At 34.7% G+C, this 18,960-nt stretch carries 18 protein-coding genes; 6 read left to right on the forward strand and 12 right to left on the reverse strand.

Annotated elements, in window-relative coordinates; translation table 11 throughout:
• Window positions 1–87: 87 nt before the first annotated feature.
• From pgi to uvrC, 8 genes are all read right to left on the reverse strand, one after another.
• Window positions 88–1,725, reverse strand: coding sequence for a glucose-6-phosphate isomerase (gene pgi / locus R1T42_RS13165; protein ID WP_317290648.1), 1,638 nt, complete (start codon window positions 1,723–1,725; stop codon window positions 88–90).
• Window positions 1,722–2,960 carry a M23 family metallopeptidase gene (locus R1T42_RS13170; protein ID WP_317290649.1) on the reverse strand — a complete coding sequence of 413 codons (1,239 nt, stop codon included), beginning with the start codon at window positions 2,958–2,960 and terminating at the stop codon, window positions 1,722–1,724. Before R1T42_RS13170 ends, pgi begins: the two co-directional genes overlap by 4 nt.
• Before the next feature lie 3 nt (window positions 2,961–2,963).
• Window positions 2,964–3,929, reverse strand: a complete 966-nt coding sequence (locus R1T42_RS13175; protein WP_042269490.1) for a tryptophan 2,3-dioxygenase family protein — start codon at window positions 3,927–3,929, stop codon at window positions 2,964–2,966.
• A gap of 100 nt (window positions 3,930–4,029) precedes the next feature.
• The gene (locus R1T42_RS13180) at window positions 4,030–4,815 is read right to left on the reverse strand and encodes a DUF3108 domain-containing protein (protein ID WP_317291874.1); all 786 of its coding nucleotides are present in this window, start codon (window positions 4,813–4,815) and stop codon (window positions 4,030–4,032) included.
• Window positions 4,816–4,904: 89 nt separating this feature from the next.
• Entirely contained in the window at window positions 4,905–5,534 is a 630-nt protein-coding gene (locus R1T42_RS13185; RefSeq protein WP_317290650.1) for a CCC motif membrane protein, read from the reverse strand.
• A gap of 26 nt (window positions 5,535–5,560) precedes the next feature.
• Complete coding sequence (locus R1T42_RS13190) at window positions 5,561–6,727, reverse strand: homogentisate 1,2-dioxygenase (RefSeq protein ID WP_042245579.1); 1,167 nt, start codon at window positions 6,725–6,727, stop codon at window positions 5,561–5,563.
• 109 nt (window positions 6,728–6,836) lie between these two features.
• Entirely contained in the window at window positions 6,837–9,071 is a 2,235-nt protein-coding gene (locus R1T42_RS13195) for a patatin-like phospholipase family protein (RefSeq protein ID WP_317290651.1), read from the reverse strand.
• Window positions 9,064–10,863 carry an excinuclease ABC subunit UvrC gene (gene uvrC / locus R1T42_RS13200; RefSeq protein WP_036582730.1) on the reverse strand — a complete coding sequence of 600 codons (1,800 nt, stop codon included), beginning with the start codon at window positions 10,861–10,863 and terminating at the stop codon, window positions 9,064–9,066. Before uvrC ends, R1T42_RS13195 begins: the two co-directional genes overlap by 8 nt.
• 124 nt (window positions 10,864–10,987) lie before the next feature.
• Here uvrC and trxA point away from each other — a divergent pair, with 124 nt between their 5' ends.
• Complete coding sequence (gene trxA, locus R1T42_RS13205) at window positions 10,988–11,287, forward strand: thioredoxin (RefSeq protein ID WP_317290652.1); 300 nt, start codon at window positions 10,988–10,990, stop codon at window positions 11,285–11,287.
• Here the strand turns inward: trxA and R1T42_RS13210 are convergent, their stop codons facing one another.
• Together R1T42_RS13210 and R1T42_RS13215 are read right to left on the reverse strand one after the other, a co-directional pair.
• Complete coding sequence (locus tag R1T42_RS13210; RefSeq protein ID WP_317290653.1) at window positions 11,288–11,941, reverse strand: hypothetical protein; 654 nt, start codon at window positions 11,939–11,941, stop codon at window positions 11,288–11,290.
• Between the two features lie 31 nt (window positions 11,942–11,972).
• On the reverse strand, window positions 11,973–13,079 hold the full coding sequence (locus R1T42_RS13215) for a hypothetical protein (protein WP_317290654.1): 1,107 nt from the start codon (window positions 13,077–13,079) through the stop codon (window positions 11,973–11,975).
• Window positions 13,080–13,306: 227 nt separating this feature from the next.
• On the opposite strand from R1T42_RS13215, the gene R1T42_RS13220 reads away from it, so the two are divergent.
• Entirely contained in the window at window positions 13,307–13,678 is a 372-nt protein-coding gene (locus R1T42_RS13220) for a DUF2237 family protein (RefSeq protein WP_394805722.1), read from the forward strand.
• A gap of 3 nt (window positions 13,679–13,681) precedes the next feature.
• Here R1T42_RS13220 and R1T42_RS13225 read toward each other — a convergent pair whose 3' ends face one another.
• Window positions 13,682–14,149 carry a CBS domain-containing protein gene (locus R1T42_RS13225; protein WP_036582725.1) on the reverse strand — a complete coding sequence of 156 codons (468 nt, stop codon included), beginning with the start codon at window positions 14,147–14,149 and terminating at the stop codon, window positions 13,682–13,684.
• Window positions 14,150–14,496: 347 nt separating this feature from the next.
• On the reverse strand, window positions 14,497–15,816 hold the full coding sequence (locus R1T42_RS13230) for an alkaline phosphatase D family protein (protein WP_317290655.1): 1,320 nt from the start codon (window positions 15,814–15,816) through the stop codon (window positions 14,497–14,499).
• Between the two features lie 193 nt (window positions 15,817–16,009).
• Between R1T42_RS13230 and R1T42_RS13235 the strand changes: the two genes are divergently transcribed.
• From R1T42_RS13235 to R1T42_RS13250, 4 genes are read left to right on the forward strand one after another with little or no spacing between them, the layout of a single operon-like run.
• Window positions 16,010–16,447 (forward strand): ATP-dependent zinc protease family protein, encoded by a 438-nt coding sequence (locus R1T42_RS13235; RefSeq protein WP_036582720.1) that lies wholly within the window; start codon window positions 16,010–16,012, stop codon window positions 16,445–16,447.
• Window positions 16,437–17,309, forward strand: coding sequence for a 30S ribosomal protein S6--L-glutamate ligase (gene rimK, locus R1T42_RS13240; RefSeq protein WP_317290656.1), 873 nt, complete (start codon window positions 16,437–16,439; stop codon window positions 17,307–17,309). Before R1T42_RS13235 ends, rimK begins: the two co-directional genes overlap by 11 nt.
• Window positions 17,309–18,289 (forward strand): succinylglutamate desuccinylase/aspartoacylase family protein, encoded by a 981-nt coding sequence (locus R1T42_RS13245; RefSeq protein ID WP_317290657.1) that lies wholly within the window; start codon window positions 17,309–17,311, stop codon window positions 18,287–18,289. The genes rimK and R1T42_RS13245 overlap by 1 nt, the downstream gene beginning before the upstream one ends.
• Window positions 18,264–18,836: a 5-formyltetrahydrofolate cyclo-ligase gene (locus tag R1T42_RS13250; protein ID WP_317290658.1), complete on the forward strand. Its 573-nt coding sequence runs from the start codon at window positions 18,264–18,266 to the stop codon at window positions 18,834–18,836. The genes R1T42_RS13245 and R1T42_RS13250 overlap by 26 nt, the downstream gene beginning before the upstream one ends.
• Window positions 18,837–18,960 lie beyond the last annotated feature (124 nt).

Here is an 18,960-nt window from a genome sequence, read left to right on the forward strand (position 1 = left end):
AAATACTGACGAAAAAAGCCTGCAATATTAAGTTAACATTAAGAATGTCAAAAACTTATTAACCGTAACACGTTGAAAAACAGAAAATTAATTATTTAAGCTTCCAAATCTCTTTAAAATTCCGGTTGTTGAACTATCGTGGGCGGCATATTCTTTATTTTCTATGTTGTCTAGGACTTTGTCTGCAAGAACTTTTCCTAGTTCAACGCCCCATTGATCATAACTATAAATATTCCATATAACACCTTCAGTAAAAATTTTGTGTTCATACATAGCGACTAACTTACCGATGCTCTGTGGTGTAAGTTCATCAATTAAAATGGTCGTTGTAGGTTGATCTCCTTCAAATACTTTAAAAGGCAATAACATTTCAATTTCCTCTTTACTCTTACCAGATTTTTCTAGATCTTTTTTGGCCTCAGCTCTTGTTTTACCATTCATTAAGGCTTCAGTTTGCGCAATGAAATTTGCCATCAGCTTATTGTGATGATCTGGCTGATTGTATTTCGCTTTCGCGAAAGCGATAAAATGAGCAGGTATTAATTTAGTTCCTTGATGAATTAACTGAAAAAATGCGTGCTGCGAGTTAGTACCAGGTTCTCCCCAGATAATATTACCTGTGTCATAGGTAACTGAGTTGCCATCGCGGTCAACAGATTTACCATTACTTTCCATAATGGCCTGTTGTAAATAAGCAGGTAGTCTATGAAGGTATTGTGTGTATGGAATGATAGCCTCGCTTTGTGCGCGATAAAAGTTATTATACCATATGGTCATTAATGCTAATTGAACAGGAATGTTTTTTTCAAAATCAGTGTTTTTGAAATGGTTGTCCATGTCATGTGCGCCATCTAATAATGATTGGAAGTTTTTAGTCCCTATTCCTAGAGCTACAGACATACCTACAGTACTCCACAATGAAAATCTACCACCTACCCAATCAAACATCGGGAATATGTTTGCATGATGGATACCAAAGTTGACTGCTTTTTCTACATTGCTGCTTACGGCTATAAAATGATTTGAAACAGCATCTGCTCCTATTTTTTCAATAAACCAGTTTCTAATGGTTGTAGCGTTAGTCAATGTTTCTTGTGTCCCAAAAGACTTTGAAACGATGACAAATAATGTTGTTTCTGGGTTTATTTTTTTAAGAACTTCTTCTACATGATCTCCTTCAACGTTAGAGACAAAATGAAGGGTCATGTCATTTTTGTACGCTTGTAAAGCCTCATAAATCATGACTGGTCCTAAATCACTACCACCGATACCTATATTAACAATGGTGTCAAATTTTTTACCACTAGCTGTTAAAGTTTTACTGTTCAGGACGCTATCAACATAATCAAACATCTTTTGCTTACTCTCGATGGCGTCACTTACATTGCTTGCAACACTGCTGTCTGCACTAGATTGTGGGGTTCTTAATGCAGTATGTAAAACGGCGCGTTTTTCTGTGGCGTTTATAATCGCTCCATTAAAGTAAGAGTTAATAGCTTCTTTTAAACCACACTCTGTAGCTAGTGATGTAAGGTGAGTCCTTGTAGTCTCGGTAATTAAGTTTTTAGATAAATCAACATAAAAATCCTTGTCTATTAACGTAAGCTTTTCTGCTCTAGAGGTGTCTTTTTTAAACTCTTCTCTGAGGCTGAAATCGTCAAAACCTTCAAAGTGTTTTTCTAATTTAAGCCATGCGTTTGTTTCAGTCGGATTTATGTTTTTCATAGTACTTGGTCGTCGTTTTTAAAAGAAAGTAAATCTATTTCGTCCTTCAATGGTTGAATGAAATTGAGGTAGTCTTCCATTTTTTCATTAGGCAATGGATCTGCGCTAGGTAAATTTTGTTTGTATGGGTCTACTTGTTTTCCGTTTACCCAGAATCGATAACACACATGTGGTCCTGTTGCTAGCCCAGTAGATCCTACAGTTCCTATTACTTGACCTTGTTTTACACGCTGACCTACCTTTACTTTGCGTTTTGTCATATGTAGGTACTGAGTAGAATAAGTGTTATTGTGCTTAACTTTTACATAGTTACCATTACCGCGTGTATACCCAGATTTGATTACTACACCATTTGCGGTAGATACGATAGGCGTTCCATAAGCAGCGGCATAATCTGTTCCCTTGTGTGCTTTCCATCTTTTTTGAACAGGATGAAACCTACGTTTTGTAAAACGGCTCGATATTCTCGAATAGTTTACAGGTGCTTTTAAGAAAAAACTACGTAATGTTTTACCGTTTTCATCATAATAATCACTGATGTTGTTTATGGAGTCAGTCTTGAAATCAAACGCGTAAAATGGTGTCTTATCTGTTTCAAATACGGCAGCTTCTATACTTTCAATCCCTGCATATATACTATCGTTGATATAACGCTCTGTATAAATCATTTTAAAACGATCACCTTTTTGGAGCCTAAAAAAATCAATAGACCATCGATAGATATCTGATAATTCATAAATAGCCGCCATGCCTAATCCTTCTTCTTCCATTGCCTCTGACAGCGTAGAATTGATAACGCCAGATGCTGTTTTTCTGACAAATTTCAATGGGTGTTTATCTTTATATGCTTTAAGGCTATCTGCAAAATTGAGCACTACATAATCCATTTTAGTAGGCTCATAGATAAAAGCTTCTGGTGTGCCCAGGCTATCTTTTCTTTTTAAAATTTTATAAGGCTTACCTACTTGTATACGTCGCACGCTATATACAGCGTCTAGTTCTTCGGCAGCTTTGAAAATACTTTGGCCATCTACTAGATGTGGATCTATTATATTACCAAAGGTGTCACCACTTTTTACAGTATCGGTAACTACTTCATAATTATTAAGGTCAAAACCATATTGCATTACTGGAACTACTACCTCAGCAACCTCTGATTCTACATAAACTTCTTTTTCTTTACAAGCTGTAAGGCTTATTCCCAGTACTAGGGCGATGACTAGAAATTTCTTCATCTATTATTTTGTGTTTAATGCGTGTTCAACCCATTGTTTTCCCCAGTTATCGATCTCATCTTGAGTCCATAGTTCTGGATAGAAAATAATTTTTTGAAAACTAGGTGGCAAGAATTTTTTCCAGTTAGTTCCTCCAGTTGCTTGTATAGGATCGCCTTCTTTTCTCAGATAGCGATGGGCACTTCCCATATGCATTAGTTTCCAGTTGATATTAGCGTTTTGGTCATGAGCGCGCATGGCGTCCATTAGTTCTTTTGTTTTTTCTTCTTCAGGTAATTGCAGGTATCGTTGGTAAATATTTGTGTCCTTTACCTCATGCGCGATACGCAAGAATCTAGGTGTGTAACGTTCTTCAAACTGTTTTAGTGTAAGCGTTTTTTCTTGGGTATGCATATCGATACCACCTTGCTTCCAGTAACAATGATTGTAGAGTTCTTCAAGGTTGTCGTTATCGCTTTCGCGGAAGCGTTCTCTAACATCTGGATGTACTACATTTATTAAATCACTACTGTAAAATTCTATCATGCGGAACTGTGCACTCTGAAAACCACTAGCTGGTAATAATGACATACGGAATTTTAAAAATTGCTCGCGTTCCATTCCTTTAATCATTACTTCAAAAGAGCTAATTAAAATACCGAAATAGCGATTAATACGACGCAGTTTTTCTGCAAAGAAAGGACCTGTTAAATCTTTACTTTCTATAATTTGTAATTGCTCGTGTATAATGAGTTTAAAATAAAGCTCTGTAATCTGATGGTAACCTATAAAAATCATTTCATCTGGAAAATGAGTAGATGGCACCTGTAGACTTAGTAGTGTGTCTAATCTTATGTAATCCCAATAAGTAATGTATTGGTCATATAACAGTCCATCTAGATAGGAGAGCATGTCCTGACCTGAATTCTTAAATTTTTCTTCTAACAACTGAATACGTTGCGCGATTTCTGGACTGATTTCCTGTGACATGAAAACATTTTAAGGTTCTACAAATGTAATAATACCTGTGAAACCTTAAAACGTATCTATTGATTTAAGAAGGATGTTGTTAACAGTAGCGATAAAACTACTATGGCAAGGTTTTAAATTGATATTTTAAACCTTTAAAAGCGTCTAAATCTGCAGTTAATGATCCAACGGCTAGTTTTGCTTTTATTTTTAAAGGCATTTTGTTTTCATCATCAGATATCCATACCGTTAGGCTTTCTTCTTCTTTAAAAACGCGGCCTGATTGTACGTAGGGTCTGAATTCTAAAGCAGGAACTTTACCAAATTTAGTTCTAATGGTGTCACGACCTAAGAATTTTAATTTAAAGTCAAAATTCTCTTTATCAAAGAACATTGGTAATTTAAACTCGTCCCCTTTTTTTAATGTCTTTATATCTACTATTGTGCGCAAATGATAAAAAGCACTCATCATATCTTGAGTAGAAGGTTCTATATCCATAGACTCTACTTTATTATGCTTTTTATCATTAATAACAGCTGTTCTAGTGTCATGATTAAAGTCTATCTGAATATCCTTAGTGTGTCCACCTTCATCAATATCGCGTATAAATCGATACGGCTTTACAGTAGTGCGATCTATATAAGTTTCATAGCGATCGTCTACTTTAAAGAATAGGTGTAATAAACCTGTGGATTTACCTTTTCCTTTAATATGGTAAACTTCTTTTCCTTCTAGTTTAGTTTCACTAACCTGCATGGTAGCATAGCTAGCGTTAAAAACGCCATAATGAATTCTAAAACGGAACCATTCCCCTTTTTTAAATGCCATTTCTGGTGGTGCAGTGGAAGGCATAAAAGCCGTTGTGGCGATAAATATTGCGAGTATAGGAAGTATTAATTTTTTCATGATACTTTGATTTAAAAGCATTTTCATGCGTTTCAAAGTATGAAATACAAAACTCGTTCCAAAACTCGATTCTTTCATGGTATCACATTTTAATCTTGTGGAATATCTTCAATAATTGTTTCTAATTCTTCAACTTCTATTTGAACAGAGTCCGTTGTTTCATTTAAAGTATCTACTTCTTCTTCATATTCATACCAGTCGTCTTCAACCTCAGATTCTTCATATTCATAATCATCATTATACCATTCTTCATCTTCATCCATCATGTCTAAGTAGTTGTATTCATCAAATGTGTTACTGAATAGCCCTATAAAACCTAAAACAATTAAAATTAAACTTACAATACCTACCACTAGATTAAAAGTCTTTGCGTTACTAACTCTTTTATAACTACCAGGATCATATTGTTCTGGGTTTTGCTGATACTTAGTCATACTAGATTGAGCAAGAGCAAAACCTATAATACTTAAGACAAGAGCTAGATACTGGCCACCTACACAACAACAAATCACAAATAAAACGGTCGCAACAATTGCAAGGACCATGGCACTATTATCTGCTGGTAATTTTGAGCGATAAGGTTGTGAGCTCCAGTTTTGTCCACCTTGATTTTGATTATGTTCATGGCTTTTTGAACTGTCGTATCCAGAGTTAGAATAGTTATTATCTTCCCAGGACCTATTTTGATTAGAAGAGTTTTGGTTGGTGTTGTTTTCCAATGGTGTAAAGTTTAGTTTTTATAAAATTAGTGACTAGATTCTAGCCAGCTTTTATGATAATCCTCATCAGCTATTTCTAGTGCTGCTTTTGTAACCTTTAAAGGTTTAAAAGTGTCTACCATAACGGCTAGTTCTTCAGTTTTAGTTTTTCCTATGCTGCGTTCTGCCGCTCCTGGATGTGGACCATGTGGTATTCCTGCAGGATGTAAGCTGATATGTCCAGCATCTACATCGTTGCGGCTCATAAAATCACCATCTACATAATACAGTACTTCATCACTATCAATATTACTATGGTTATATGGTGCTGGTATACTATCTGGATGATAGTCGTATAATCTAGGGACAAAACTACATACTACAAATGCATCTGTTTCAAAGGTTTGATGTACTGGTGGCGGCTGGTGAATGCGTCCGGTTATAGGTTCAAAGTCGTGTATGGATAATGCATAAGGGAAATTATAACCATCATAGCCCACAACGTCAAACGGATGTGATGCATAAACCATGTCAAAAATCTCGTCTTGTTTTTTAATCTTCATTAAAAAGTCACCCAATTCATCATGTGTTTCCAGCGTGTCGGGTCTTCTTAAATCTCGCTCGCAATATGGCGAGTGTTCTAGTAACTGACCGAACCAATTGCGATAGCGTTTTGGAGTGTAAATAGGTCTTCTGGACTCTGTGATAAAAAGTCTATTATCCTTATCATCAAACCTTAATTGGTAAATAATCCCTCGTGGAATTAACAGATAATCACCATATTTAAAATCTATATTACCCAAATGTGTGCGCAATGTTCCTGATCCTTTATGGATAAAAATCAACTCATCTGCATCTGAATTTTTATAAAAATAATCTGTCATAGATTCTTGTGGTGCTGCCAGTATAATGTTGACATCACTATTAGTAAGAACTATAGTGCGACTCTCTAAATAATCAGCTTTAGGTTTTACTTGAAAACCTCTAAATCGATATGATTTAATATGATTTTCTAAAGCAATCTCAGGTTTTACTGAATACTGTCCTTTAATTTCCTTAACCATAGTAGGTCTATGGACGTGGTATGAGTTTGTAGACATACCGTCAAAACCTATGGTTCCAAAAAGCTGCTCAGAATACAATTCACCATTTGGTTTTCTGAATACAGTGTGTCTTTTAGGCGGTATTTTTCCTAGCTTGTGATAAAAAGGCATGAGCTTTTATTTTTATGACTAGCAATTTCGGAAATTCCTGAGATGATTCCATGCTTTAAGTCAATTATTTATAAGTGGGCTTTTGAGAATACGCTTTCGCGAAAGCGTACTAAAACTGAAACCCTAGATTTACATAGAACTCACCTTTACTTTGCTCTGGACTAAAGCTGTATTTTAATTCTAATGGTCCTAAGAATGTCTCTAGTCCATACCCGATAGCATATCCCGTAAAACCATCTGTACTGAACCAGTCTGATTTTTCAAATAGATAATCATCAATCTTAACAGAATTAGTACTTAAAATGATATGGTTGTTTTTAAAGATTTCATAGTCTAGTTCAATAAGTCCACCCATTACCGTATTACCACTCAAGCTTATAAAATCATAACCGTAAAATGGTAGTATATTATTAATGCGCCTTGCGCCATAACCACCTAAGTAAAAGTCAAAAGAACTATTGCCAGGATTACCTATGGGTAATCCAAATAGGACATCTCCACGCAGACTCCATTTACCAAAGCTTCTTGCATGACCTACAGAAACTTGGGCCATTGAAAATTCTTGAAAGTTATTATCTACCTTGCTACTATTATATAAATAGATGTGTAAATCACTATCTATTTTCCAGCCACTAGATGGGAAAAACAAGTTGTCATAGGTATCATAGAGTACACTTGTGTACACACTACTATAATTGCTATTTTCAAATATCGTGCGCTGGTCTGTGTTAGCATTAGTGCCCAATGTTTCTGTAAATAATCTTAGAGATTTATATTCTGCTCCTATAGTAAGATTGAACCCATTTCCTATTTTAGTTTGTAGAAATAGTTGTTGAGTCCAGTCGTTGTAATCTAGATCTATAGAGTTGACATCAATATCTATATCTGTAACTTGTTCTAGAAAACTAGCAGATATCTGTTTTTCATATTGAACAAACTCGCTATGAAAGCCGATAGACCAGTACTTACCTTTATCGATATAATAATCAAAATTATATCTGACATTGTCACCTAAAATAACATCTGCAGAAACGACATCACTATCAAATAAAACGTTTTTTCTAGTAAGGTTAACTAATGCTGCACTTCTTAACAACTCATCATAATGAACACCTAGTCTTAGGTAATTGCGCACCGTAGTTTCTATAACGCCTATTTCTAGAATAGCACCATCTGGTGTATTGATAATTTCATAATTAATTTTAGAAAAATTATTAGTGGCTTGTAAATTATTAATTCCGTCTCTGATGTCTGTATATGCTACGTTACCAGGTGTTTCAATTTTAAATCTACCGTTTATGTAGGCTCTAGAATAGTTTTCATTACCATTAATATATACTTGAGCTAGGTATATGCTATCTGTTGTTACTGCAGGTAATTTTTCTCTATGATAGCCTTCTCCATCAATTAGCTTTTGCAGTTGGTCTAATTTTTTAAATGCAGCTATTTCTCCTTCTTTAATAATCGCTTTTCCTTGATCAAAGGATATGACTGTGTAATCTTCAATATCAGGATCAATATAGATATCAGTGAAGGATACTTTTTCTTTCATCGCATTGATAGTACGATAATTATTAATTTGAGTAAGAATATCAAAAGCACCGTTGAGTTGATCTCTGTTTTTAAGTCCATCTTGAACATCTACACCTATGATAATGTCCATTCCTAAAGCTCTTAACTTTTCTACTGGGTAATTGTCTGTGACGCCGCCGTCTATAAAAAGTCTATTCTCTATTTCTACCGGAGCAAATAAGGAAGGTAAGGCACCACTGGCATTTACTGCACGAGGTAAATAGCCATTATCTAATATGATATCTTCTCCAGTTTCAACATCTGTAGCTACACAAAAAAATGGAATTGGTAATTCACTAAATTCATGCACATCTTTAACATGAGAGAGCAATCTGGAAAGTAAATTATATATATTTTGTCCTTTGCTTAGTGAGTTAGGTACTTGTACTTTAAAGTCCTTAAAGGGTAAGGTCACACCATAGCGTTCATTATCCTTGCGTTCAAAGTATGTTTTGGATTCACGTGGTATGTCATCTGAAATTATATCGTCAAAATCAATAGTCTGAAACACAGAATCTAATTGCTTACCGGTGTAGCCAGATGCATATAAAGAACCTACAATTGCGCCCATGCTAGTTCCTGCAACATAATCTATCTTAATACCTAACGAGTCTATGACTTTTAACGTTCCGATATGAGCGAGTCCTTTTGCGCCACCACCAGATAATACTAGACCTATTTTTTGCTTGTTAGCTTTTTGATTTTGTTGCGCATATAAAAAATCCGCTTGCGCGAAAATGAATACTAAGACAATCCATATGTGTTTATTCATTTTCATTCTTATAAAAGTCGATGATTTTTTGTGCTCTTGAAACACCAATAATATCTTCTATTTCTTTTTTAGAAGCTGTTTTGATTCTTTTTACAGATCTGAAATGCCTTAACAACTCAACAGCTGTTTTTTCTCCTATTCCTGGTATGTTGTCTAACTCTGTTTCAATAGCTTGTTTACTGCGCTTATTGCGGTGATGTGTAATCCCAAAACGGTGCGCCTCATTTCTCATTTGTTGAATTACCTTAAGTGTTTCAGAACGTTTATCGAGATATAATGGTACTGGATCGTTAGGATAAAATAATTCTTCTAGTCTTTTAGCAATTCCTATAATGGTGATTTTTCCTCTCAGCCCTAATCTATCTAGAGCTTTTAAACCACTAGATAATTGTCCCTTACCACCATCAACCACTACAAGCTGAGGTAATGGCTCGCCTTCTTCTAATAATCTTCTATAGCGTCTATGTACGACCTCTTCCATACTGGCAAAATCATCTGGACCTTCTACTGTTTTAATATTAAAATTACGATAATCTTTCTTACTCGGTTTTCCATTTTTAAATACGACGCATGCAGCAACAGGATTTGTTCCTTGAATGTTGGAGTTATCAAAACACTCTATATGAACCGGTTCTTCATCCAGTCTTAGGTCTGCTTTCATTTGTGCCATAAGACGTTTAACGTGTCTATCTGGATCTACTATTTTAATAGTTTTAAATTGTTCCTGTCTATAAAATTTTGCGTTGCGCAATGATAAATCTACAATCTTCTTTTTATCACCTAACTGTGGTATTGTTACCTTTATTTGATCACCTAGCTTTACCTCAAACGGCACATAAATTTCTCTACATTGAGAGTTAAAACGCTGGCGCAATTCAATGATTGCAATTTCTAGTAATTCTTGATCGGTCTCTTCTAGCTTTTTCTTGATTTCTAAAGTATGTGAACGCACAATCGCACCATGTGATAATTGTAAGTAGTTTACATAAGCATGTGTTTCATCAGATATCAGACTAAAAACATCTACATCAGTAATTTTAGAATTAACCACAGTAGACTTAGATTGATACTTTTGTAAAATTTCTAGTTTTTCTTTAATACGTTGAGCGTCTTCAAACTGCATGTTTGCCGCATACTCCATCATTTGTGATTCAAAATGCTTTGCGGCATTTTTATAATCACCTTTTACAATATTGCGCACATTATCAATATTTGCGGCATATGCGGTTTCACTCATTAAACCATCACAAGGTCCAGCACAATTACCTATATGATACTCTAGGCATACTTTATATTTTCCAGCATTAATCTTATCTGCACTTAGGTCGTATTTGCAAGTACGTAAAGGATATAATCCTTTAATAAGATCTAGTAAGGCACGCACAGTTTTAACACTCGAAAAAGGACCGTAATATTCACTACCATCCTTAATCATTCTACGAGTTAAAAAAACACGAGGAAAACGTTCTTTCTTAATGCATAGCCACGGATAGGTTTTATCATCTCGCAACATGATATTATATCGCGGATTTCTATTTTTAATCAAAGAGTTTTCCAGCAATAGCGCATCCATTTCTGTTTCAACCACGATATGTTCAATAGTCACGATTTTCTTAACCATCGATTTGATACGATAACTATCGTGATTCTTTGTGAAATATGATGAAACGCGCTTTTTCAGGTTTTTTGCCTTTCCAACATACAGTAGTTTGTGATCTTTATCATAATATTGATAAACACCTGGTGTAGAAGGTAGGATTCTGATTTGAACCTCGAGCGGTGATAATTCCATAGCGATGTAAAGTTAGGAATTTTCTAGAGCACGCTTTCGCGAATGCGTATTAAAATCAACCTATTTTCTTATCATTTCTATAACGGTGTGGATTTTGAAAATATTTTAATTTTACAAATAAAAGATGGCAAGTTTTAAAGAAATCATATCAACAAATACACCAGTTTTAATTGACTTTTTTGCTACGTGGTGCGGCCCATGTCAGACCATGATGCCAGTATTAGAAAAGCTTAAAGATGAACTAGGCGATGCTGTAAAAATTCTCAAGATAGATGTTGATAAAAACAAAGCACTCGCCACTCAAATGAATGTGCGTGGTGTACCAGCTTTTATGATCTATAAAAATGGTAAGCAAACTTGGAAAGGAAGTGGTGTGCAACCGCTGCATGTACTGAAGGAGCAAATTGCTAAAGCGGCTCTATAATTATTTCCTAATAAGCTTGAGCTTATAACTCTGCACTATTATAGTATCGTTAGGATGCATTAATATCCTAAAATTAGGATCATACCTATTTGTTTCATTATAGATAATATTTCTATCCATATATTGATCTGATCGAGATATATAAATCGCTGTAGTTATAGGTAAGTATTCTCCTGTGTCATCCTTTTCTATAAAAAAGCAGTCGTTATAAATCCGACGCGCAGCGCTAAGATCATCTGGGTCGTCTAGGTCTAATATCGTTCTATCATTCAACCTTTGATATTTGAACATATCGAATCTCCAAAACTCAGCATTAGTTTGCTGAACATTTTCCCATACTTCATAATCACCTCTATCAATGACTGTTCTCGTCTGCATTCTTTGGTAAAAACGAGTTGTTACTTTATTAATGCCAGAAAATGTTCCATTCAGATCTTTGTATAGGTCCATTTGATAAGGATTCACTAACGCTTGCTTATCCTGCCAATAAGTTATCAGAGTATCATTTTGTACTTCACCTTGTTTGGTATATATCTTAATTTCTGAAATATCATAAGGAGTTTGCTCCACTGTGTATGTTACTGCTTCATCAGTACTACATGAAATTAATAAAAGCGCTAATATGAAAGTGAAATATTTATTAAGTTCCATCATATTCAATTATTTAAAATGTGTTTCTTTGGTTTTATATACTGCAATTAATTCCAGAAATAATATCATTTTCATCTGGATCAATTAAATTGTTGTTAATATCAAAAACATTAATAGTCCCAACATTTAATATACTGTCTAATGCACAAAAATTAGATAAGTTATCATTTTCATATATACCAACGTTACCATTAAAAGCTATAACGCCTTCAAGACCATCCAAACTTAATAAAGAATCATTATTAAAAATTGAAAGGCCGCCATCGCTACCAGCTCCAATAGATAAATTATTAAATGTAGGAAGTATTGCTAGTGATGGATTATCGCTTAAGCTCAGTTTTCTCAATGTTCTTAAATTTTGAATTCCAGTTATAAAGGTCAGGTTTTGATTATCAAAAATTTCGACGCCAGAGACGCTTTCTAAATTTTCCAAACCTGATAGAGTCGTTAATGCATCGTTGATACCTATACCTAGGTCACCACCTATTATTGTTAAGTTGCTCAGGGATTGTAACGAGTTAAGCATGTTATTGTTTTTAATAATTAAATAACGTTCAGTGCTTAAAATGTTTTCAAGTCCGATCAATCTAGTTAATGAGTTATTATTGATAATTTCCAAACTATTTATACTTGTCACATTTCTAATAGCTAGAAAATTGTCCAGTAAATCGTTATCTAATATTTGAATATCACCTACAGCAGTTAAATTTTCTAGTCCTTGAAAATTTATAAGAGAATTATTATTAATTACAGCGATATTAATTCCGTTAGATTCAACATTAGAAAGTGAAGATGTATCAGTTAAATTGTCATTAGATCTTATGGTAAGAAAATTACCAATAGTTGTCAATGATTCTAAGCCATTCAAATTTGTAATTAATGGGTTATTTATAATTATAATACTACCGCTAACTGAGGTTAAATTTTGAAGTTTTGTTAAATTCGTGATGTCTGAAATTGAAGAAGCAGAACCTACGATCAGATCTCCGTTAATCTCACAATATCTGCTGCTAAATCTATTTACCTCTTGTTGAGTGCTTAGGGTAATATTACCATTAAAAACGCAATTTCCCTCATCACTACTGTCGCTCGAACAGGAAATTAGAATTAGAATTGAAACGATTGAAAGAATAAATTTCATATTACCTATAATTTTGATAGTCTGACGAATCATAAGGAACAATATTACAAATTTTGAAAAGGAATATTAAGAGATACAAGAAATAATTTCTAGCTGTTTTGTTTCATTAAAATCTATTTGAAATTAAGAGGACTTAATTGTAATTAACCTCTTAACGCTAAGACTATTTAAACATGCGTTATCTTCTACTTTTTATTCTCATTTCAACCACAGCCATGGCTCAAAATATGACACCTACCCAACCATTAAATGTTTTAGGAACAGCATTAGAATCTTGCTGCAACGATCCTATGACAGGTTACTGGCGCGATGGTTATTGTCGTACGGCAAGTGAAGATCTTGGTACTCATGTGGTTTGTGCCGTGATGACACAAGAATTCTTAGATTATACAAAGTCACGAGGAAATGATCTTTCCACGCCTAATCCTGCATATCGTTTTCCTGGATTAAAACCTGGTGACAAGTGGTGTCTGTGTATTTTAAGATGGTTAGAAGCAGAGAAAGCTGGTGTCGCTCCTCAAATTAATCTTATGGCTACTGACGATGCTGCTTTAAAGTACACTAGTTTAGAATTACTTAAAAAGCATGCGATAGAGTAATAGTTATTTTTGCCAGTCTTCACCTTTAAGTTTTGTGGCAGCAATAATAACATCCATTCTAGAGATTTGACCGATTAATTTACCGTTTTCAGTTACAGGAAAACGTCTGTGACCTGTTTTTAAGAAACGAGTAGCGGCCTCAAAAATGTCTGCTTCTGCTTCTATAGTGTCTACCTGTTTAGACATATAATCACTCACCTTACGATCACCGACGGGCATATTGTGATATCGACTATCGCCTATTACATGCATGAGATCAGTATCACTTATAATACCCACCAACTCTTTTTTTTCATTGACAACAGGTCCACCTGTAATACGTTGTTTAAGTAAGGTTTCCATTACAGTAGTAATACCTTGATCGGGATTAAAGGTGACTAATTTACGAGTCATAAAATCTTTTACTTGAAAAGCCTGATTTGAACTACTTACCTGACCAGTTCTTTTTCCTACAAAACTTTTGATACCCATAATTGATGTTTTTGAATATCAGTAAGGTAAGAAATTTTTATGAATTTAATATGTGTTTTTTTTAACTAAAACGTACTTAAAATTTAACTAAAAAAAGAATTGCATATTCTGGAACTAGAATACATTTACTTCATAATCTTAAAGTCATAAACCATGGCAAATAAACCAGCAAAAGGCCCGAAAAATTTCGGTAAACCTTCTTCCAAGCCTGCGGTAGCTCCAAAGGCAAAGAAACAAGCTCCAAAGAAGTAATTGTTTCTTATGGTGCAATACGATTGCACCCTTTAAGTCTAAAAATTTAAAAAGCAAGGCCGTTTCCTTAAAAAAGAAACGGTTTTTTTATACGTTTAATTTTTAGGGTACTGTAGTTCTTTTTGCTTAATTAAATAATCAAAAACTTTATCGCCTTGGGTATCATATATAGTCAGTTTTAAAGATCTATTTCCATAAGAACCAGTAACGTCTATAATTCCAAAATTATGTTCATAAAAAGTAGCTCCTTTTACCTGTAAAGTGTTTCCTTCTTCTCTGGCTTGATGAGTTCCAGCAGTTAATGGTGAACAAGTTATATCTATTAAAGGATAAGCATCTTCACGTTCTAATCTAGATATTTCAGTATGATGTCTATCACCACTTATAAATAGAACACGCTCAATACGTTCTTCATGTAATCGATTTAAGAGACGTTCTCTTTCACCTGGATAAGTCGCATAATTTTCATAAACTGCCGCATCGCTTATGATCTGTCCTCCAGCAACGACTACTTTAAAAGATGCGTTGCTAGCTGTTAACGCATCGATAAGCCAGTCTAGTTGATCTTCTCCAAAATAGTCTTTATGGTTATCCATCCCTTTATTAGGTGCTCGATGATAGCGATCATCTAGAAAAAAGAATTCAACATCATTAAAAGGGAAGTGCTGTGTGACACCACCATTTCCAGCAGCATTAGTGTTTAAATTTCCCCAGTAATCATTAAAGGCTTTTTCGGTAATTTTTTTATGAACATAACTGCGGTCAGAGTCGTTAGGTCCATAATCATGATCATCCCATGTGGCATAATGATGTACACTTCCTAAAAGTGCCTGCAGTTCTGGTAAGGCACGCGTGTTTCTGTGACGGTATCTAATACCTGTTTCAGTTAAAAAATCAGGTGTTCTTAAATAAGTATTATCTCCTGACCAAAGCATCAGATCAGGATCTTTAGATAAAATACTATTGAAAATTTCATAATGACCACCATATGGCGATGGTCTATCATCTTTTTGATCGTTAATAAAATTGCAAGAGCCCAAAGCTATTTTAATATCTGGTGGATCTGTTCTATACTGCCATAGGGTTTGTGTCTGAAATTCTAATTTATAATCTCTAGGGACATATATGTCATTAATGTAGAGCTTGTATGTGTAAGTAGCGCCATAGATAACTTCTCGCGGATATAGTTTTGCGATATAATCTCCATCAGCATGAGTTGATACGGTTTCTGTAAATCGCATGTCTTCATCACCTGTAAAGTATCCGATTTTCACATTTGCAGGTGCCTTTGTTTGTATCCATATAAGCGCTTCTCTAAAATCAGAGTAGCCCACCATAGGTCCAGATTGTAGTAAGGATTCTTGTGCTATCGAGAGACTTGATATAAAGAGTAAGAGTAGAAGTATCTTTTTCATGATGATTTTTTAATTTTTAAAGGTCTTAAAAATTTACATAGTCTGTATAAACCTAAGGTTAATTATATGCCATATGATATAGATTATACGCTTTCGCGAAAGCGTTTTTCAAACGATACAATTAACAACGATTACTTAAAGATATATTCTCATAAATTACATGCATCTTTGCCTACTTAATCGATGATAAATAGTGTCTAAAAAGAAACTTATAATAGGTCGCACTGATCGTGCAGACTTTCCTAAACTTGAAATCGAAAATCTCGATATTAAAATTGATACGGGTGCTTATACCTCTAGTATTCATTGTACTGATATTGTTGAAGAAAACGGTATACTGCTCGCTACATTACTGGATGAAGCACATGAGCAATATCATGGCAAGCAAATGAGGTTTGAAGAGTATGAAATAACTAGTGTGCGTAGTAGTAATGGTACTTCTGAATTGAGGTATGAAGTGCAGGCTAACATCAGACTCTTTGGTAAGTTATGGAAGATTTCATTAACGCTTAGTAATAGAGAGCAGATGAGATATCCGGTGCTTATCGGACGCAAATTTTTATCTTCTAAATTTATCGTTGATTCTGAATTACAGGATGTTTCTTATCTTCAAGGCCTACATGAAAATTAATATACTCTCACGCGGTAAAACGCTATATAGCACACAACGAATGGTGGAAGAGGCAGAAGCTGCTGGCCATCAAGTCAAAGTTATTGACCCATTAAAGTGTGATATAAAATTAGAAAGACAGAAACCTAGCGTTTACTATAAAGGTGAAAAGCTAGATAAACCAGATGCTATCATACCACGTATAGGTGCTTCTATAACCTTTTATGGAACTGCAATTGTACGACAGTTTGAAGCGATGAATTGCTTTACGACAGTGAGTTCGCAAGCTTTAGTACGTAGTAGAGATAAGTTGCAAAGCCTGCAGCGTTTATCAAGTGCTGGTGTTGGTATGCCTAAAACTGTTTTTACAAACTTTGGTAAACATACAGGTGCGATTTTAAAAATGGTAGATGGACCACCTGTGGTTATTAAAGTATTAGAAGGAACTCAAGGTATAGGTGTTAATCTCGCAGAAGATTTTGACAGTGCACAGACCATTCTTGAGGCCTATAATACAATGCAGTCAAGAGTTATCGTTCAAGAGTTTATAAAAGAAGCTGGTGGCGCTGATCTTAGAGCCTTTGTGGTCGGTAATCGTGTCGTGGGCGCAATGAAACGTCAGGCGATGGAAGGCGAGTTTAGATCTAATTTACATCGTGGAGGTAGTGCAAAACAAATAAAACTATCTAAGGAAGAAGAGTTAACGGCAATAGGTGCGGCAAAATCTTTAGGGCTAGGAGTTTGTGGTGTAGATTTATTACAAAGTGCACGTGGTCCGTTAGTGCTTGAGGTAAATTCTTCTCCAGGATTAGAAGGTATCGAAGGAGCTACTAACTATAATATTGCTCGTGAAATCATCAAGTTTATAGAGCAAAGTGTATAATGTCGTTAAGAATTATAAACATACTTGATACAGAGATTAAGCCTGGACACAGTTACAAGCTTAATTTTAATAAAGCAAAGCTTTATACTTCAACAGCTATTGAAGTACCAGTAATAATTAGTAGAGCACGCAAGGCTGGTCCAGTAGTGCTACTTACTGGTGGTTTGCATGGTGATGAAATTAATGGTATTGAAGTAGTGCGTCAGATTATTGCCAAAGGTTACAATAAGCCACAGTCTGGTACAATTATCTGTATGCCAGTGCTCAATATTTTTGGGTTTCTGAACATGAAAAGAGAGTTTCCAGATGGTCGTGATTTAAACAGAAGTTTTCCTGGTTATAAATCTGGTTCTCTTGCAGGTAGATTTGCACATCAATTTGTGAATGAGATTTTACCTCATGTAGATATCGTTATGGATTTTCATACAGGTGGAGCACAGCGTTTTAATGCTCCTCAAATGCGAGTAGATTCAAATTATGAGAAATCTCTTGAGTTAGCTCAAATTTTTAAGGCGCCGTTTCTTATTCATAGCGGTAAACTAAAAGGCACTCTTAGACATACCTGTATGGAATTAGGTAAAGCATATTTATTATTTGAAGGTGGTAAGTCATTTGAGAGTGATAAAAATATTGTTAGGGTAGGTGTGCAAGGAGCAAAAAGAGTATTATATCATTTAGATATGCTAGATGTAGCTTTTGAATTACCACCAGATACTCCAGCAAGTATCGTTGTTAAAAGTTCAAAGTGGTTAAGAGCTTCTTATTCTGGACTTTTTCATCCCAAAGTGCCTTATGGTAGATTAGTTGAAAAGGGTGAATACATTGCTACCATCACTGATCCATATGGTTCTTTTAGACACAGGGTAAAGTCTAATCAGACCGGATATATCATTAATGTAAATCAAAGTCCGATGGTTTATCAAGGTGACGCCATCTTCCATATTACAGCAAATCATGGAGAAGCAAGCACTCAGAAATAAATATAAACAACTGCGATTAGATTTAAGTCCTCAAGAGGTTGAAGATTATAGTTTACAGATTGCAAATAGGTTGTTAACTATGGATATCTGGGATTTTAAAATGTATCATCTTTTTTTAAGTATAGAAAAACATAAAGAAGTTCAAACAGATTTCATACTTCATGCGCTTCAAGGAAAAGATAAAAATGTCATTTTATCAAAAAGTAATTTTTCAGATTATAGTATGAGTCATTATTTGTTGACTGATGACACTCGTATTCTGATTAATAAATGGGGTATTCCTGAACCAGATGGTAACGGTATTGCAATTGATGAAAAACAGTTAGATGTTGTATTTGTACCGTTGTTGGTTTGCGATTCTGTGGGTAATAGAGTAGGCTATGGAAAAGGATTTTACGATAGGTTTTTGGAAAAATGCCGACCAACGGTATTAAAGATAGGTTTATCTTTTGTTAAACCTTTAAATTATCAAATTGAAACCTATCCTAATGATATCCCATTAGATGTGTTGGTCTGTCCTGATGAAATTTACGATTTCAGGAAATAATTTACTAAAAGACTACTGATAGTGCACAAATGAGCTAGGTGGTTTGCGACTTTTACCTTATTTTTCGGTTGTTACTAGAAAGGCCGGTTAAATTGCTGGTTAGAAATAAACGTTTTCCCCTAAA

Source organism: Nonlabens ulvanivorans (assembly GCF_032922765.1).
Lineage (GTDB): Bacteria > Bacteroidota > Bacteroidia > Flavobacteriales > Flavobacteriaceae > Nonlabens > Nonlabens ulvanivorans.

Bases quoted from the DNA above. Each gene is read 5' to 3' on its own strand.
- R1T42_RS13225 (WP_036582725.1), bottom strand. From the start codon at position 14,149: ATGGGTATCAAAAGTTTTGTAGGAAAAAGAACTGGTCAGGTAAGTAGT.
- R1T42_RS13250 (WP_317290658.1), top strand. From the start codon at position 18,264: ATGGAGAAGCAAGCACTCAGAAATAAATATAAACAACTGCGATTAGAT.
- pgi (WP_317290648.1), bottom strand. From the start codon at position 1,725: ATGAAAAACATAAATCCGACTGAAACAAACGCATGGCTTAAATTAGAA.
- R1T42_RS13175 (WP_042269490.1), bottom strand. From the start codon at position 3,929: ATGTCACAGGAAATCAGTCCAGAAATCGCGCAACGTATTCAGTTGTTA.
- R1T42_RS13180 (WP_317291874.1), bottom strand. From the start codon at position 4,815: ATGAAAAAATTAATACTTCCTATACTCGCAATATTTATCGCCACAACG.
- R1T42_RS13210 (WP_317290653.1), bottom strand. From the start codon at position 11,941: ATGATGGAACTTAATAAATATTTCACTTTCATATTAGCGCTTTTATTA.
- R1T42_RS13220 (WP_394805722.1), top strand. From the start codon at position 13,307: ATGACACCTACCCAACCATTAAATGTTTTAGGAACAGCATTAGAATCT.
- uvrC (WP_036582730.1), bottom strand. From the start codon at position 10,863: ATGGAATTATCACCGCTCGAGGTTCAAATCAGAATCCTACCTTCTACA.
- rimK (WP_317290656.1), top strand. From the start codon at position 16,437: ATGAAAATTAATATACTCTCACGCGGTAAAACGCTATATAGCACACAA.
- R1T42_RS13230 (WP_317290655.1), bottom strand. From the start codon at position 15,816: ATGAAAAAGATACTTCTACTCTTACTCTTTATATCAAGTCTCTCGATA.
- R1T42_RS13215 (WP_317290654.1), bottom strand. From the start codon at position 13,079: ATGAAATTTATTCTTTCAATCGTTTCAATTCTAATTCTAATTTCCTGT.
- R1T42_RS13195 (WP_317290651.1), bottom strand. From the start codon at position 9,071: ATGAATAAACACATATGGATTGTCTTAGTATTCATTTTCGCGCAAGCG.
- R1T42_RS13170 (WP_317290649.1), bottom strand. From the start codon at position 2,960: ATGAAGAAATTTCTAGTCATCGCCCTAGTACTGGGAATAAGCCTTACA.
- trxA (WP_317290652.1), top strand. From the start codon at position 10,988: ATGGCAAGTTTTAAAGAAATCATATCAACAAATACACCAGTTTTAATT.
- R1T42_RS13245 (WP_317290657.1), top strand. From the start codon at position 17,309: ATGTCGTTAAGAATTATAAACATACTTGATACAGAGATTAAGCCTGGA.
- R1T42_RS13190 (WP_042245579.1), bottom strand. From the start codon at position 6,727: ATGCCTTTTTATCACAAGCTAGGAAAAATACCGCCTAAAAGACACACT.